This is a genomic window from Pseudoalteromonas porphyrae (genome assembly GCF_001298125.1).
Taxonomy (GTDB): domain Bacteria; phylum Pseudomonadota; class Gammaproteobacteria; order Enterobacterales; family Alteromonadaceae; genus Pseudoalteromonas; species Pseudoalteromonas neustonica.
The window spans coordinates 1-1,666 of record NZ_LHPH01000066.1 but is presented as its reverse complement, the minus strand read 5'-3'; the positions used below and the strand labels follow the sequence as shown (position 1 = coordinate 1,666).

Here is a 1,666-nt window from a genome sequence, read left to right as displayed (position 1 = left end):
CAGCTTATATAAATGGCTGAATAGGCGAAGTGGAAGGCGCAGTTATAATTGGAGTAATTTCAAGAAGATGTTAATGTATTACGCAATAGAGCGGCCAAGAGTGAGTAAGCGATTTATTCATGTGGACTGGTACTAAGTACGTGGTGATTTACACGCGTGAATATATAACTGAAGAGCCGGATGCGGTAGTTCCGCACGTCCGGATCTGTGTGGGGTCGGCCCAGTAATGGGTCGCTCTACCACGATTAAGTAATCAAAGGATTGTAGTCATCGATGAATTTTAGAGCTTTCTCAATTAAACGTTTTCTGGTTATATCTTTAATATTTAACCTACCTCCACTATTGGCAATAACAAAAATTGGATTATTATTCCTTCCTTTATTATTCTGGATAAATATCCCTGTTTTGTGGACTGGAGTTGCAAAAGCTATGGGTGAGGCACATTTCAAAATTGAAGAGTTTGGAGCGTTACCCCAGTCTGTTACTGCGTATGTGGTTGTAGTATCATTTTGGCTTTTGTTGGCAGGCTTGATTACCGTTGTAACAAGTAAAACAAAGCCAGAGTAAATTACTTATAACAAACTGTTAAATAAGGACAAAAAACAGTTGGCTGTTTCGTTCCTCAACATTTTAGCCAACAATATTTTGCCCATTAACGAGGGCGTTAGCAGTAAAGGAAAGTATGGACGCTGGAATTAAATCTTCTATTAATAAACTAGCTCTTGCAGGTGGTTGTGTTATTGCTATTCAGGGCATAGGTCTAAATTTTTTAGTATCCCTTATTATCTCAATAACAACGATAACAACGATGACACCCATCCTAAAGTTTGTATTTTTTATATTTTGCACTAACTTTGAGTTAGTGCAAAATATAATCTGGGTGTCACATGGCAATTGCAAGAAGGCGTCAAGTAAGTTTGGTTGATACAAAGTATTATCACTGTATTTCACGTTGCGTTCGTCGTGCTTTCTTGTGCGGGGAAGACCGTTTTACAGGGAAGTCTTTTGAGCATCGCAGAGGCTGGGTTGAAGATAAGCTACTCACATTGGCGAAGGCATTTTGCATTGATGTGTGTGCCTATGCAGTCATGAGTAACCACACTCATTTAGTCCTGTATGTAGATGATAAAAAAGCGAATCGACTAAATGATAAAGCGATTGTTATTCGTTGGCATAAACTCTGTAAGGGCACTTTGCTTACTCAAAARTACATGCAAGGTGAAAAGCTAAGTAAAGCTGAACTTATCTTTTTTAGTCAAACAGTAAACCAATACCGTGAACGGCTAGCAAGTATCAGTTGGTTTATGCGATTATTAAATGAAGACATTGCGCGTAAAGCCAATAAGGAAGATAACTGCACAGGCCGATTTTGGGAAGGCCGCTTTAAGTCACAAGCCTTGCTTGATGAAGCCGCACTTGCCGCCTGTATGGCCTATGTAGATTTAAACCCAATCAGAGCAAAAATGGCGCAAACACCGGAAATATCTGACTACACCAGTGTACAAAAACGCATTGAAAACGCAACAGAGGGCAAGCAACCAAAAAAATTATTGCGTTTTGCCGGTATGCCACGTCAAATTATGCCAAAAGGGCTACCGTTTGAACTTAAATCTTACCTTGAATTGGTTGAATTAACAGGGCGTTGTATACGAGAAGGCAAACGCGG

2 protein-coding genes are annotated in these 1,666 nt (G+C 39.6%); both read left to right on the top strand.

Annotated features, from left to right (window positions below; translation table 11 throughout):
* Nucleotides 1-273 precede the first annotated feature (273 nt).
* On the top strand, nucleotides 274-567 hold the full coding sequence (locus tag ADS77_RS21150) for a hypothetical protein (RefSeq protein WP_054456214.1): 294 nt from the start codon (nucleotides 274-276) through the stop codon (nucleotides 565-567).
* A 320-nt stretch (nucleotides 568-887) separates the two neighbouring features.
* A partial coding sequence (locus ADS77_RS21140) for a transposase (protein WP_054456216.1) occupies nucleotides 888-1,666 on the top strand: 779 nt, incomplete at its 3' end.

Excerpts from the sequence above, each read along its gene's own strand:
- ADS77_RS21150 (WP_054456214.1), top strand. The coding sequence starts at position 274 with ATGAATTTTAGAGCTTTCTCAATTAAACGTTTTCTGGTTATATCTTTA.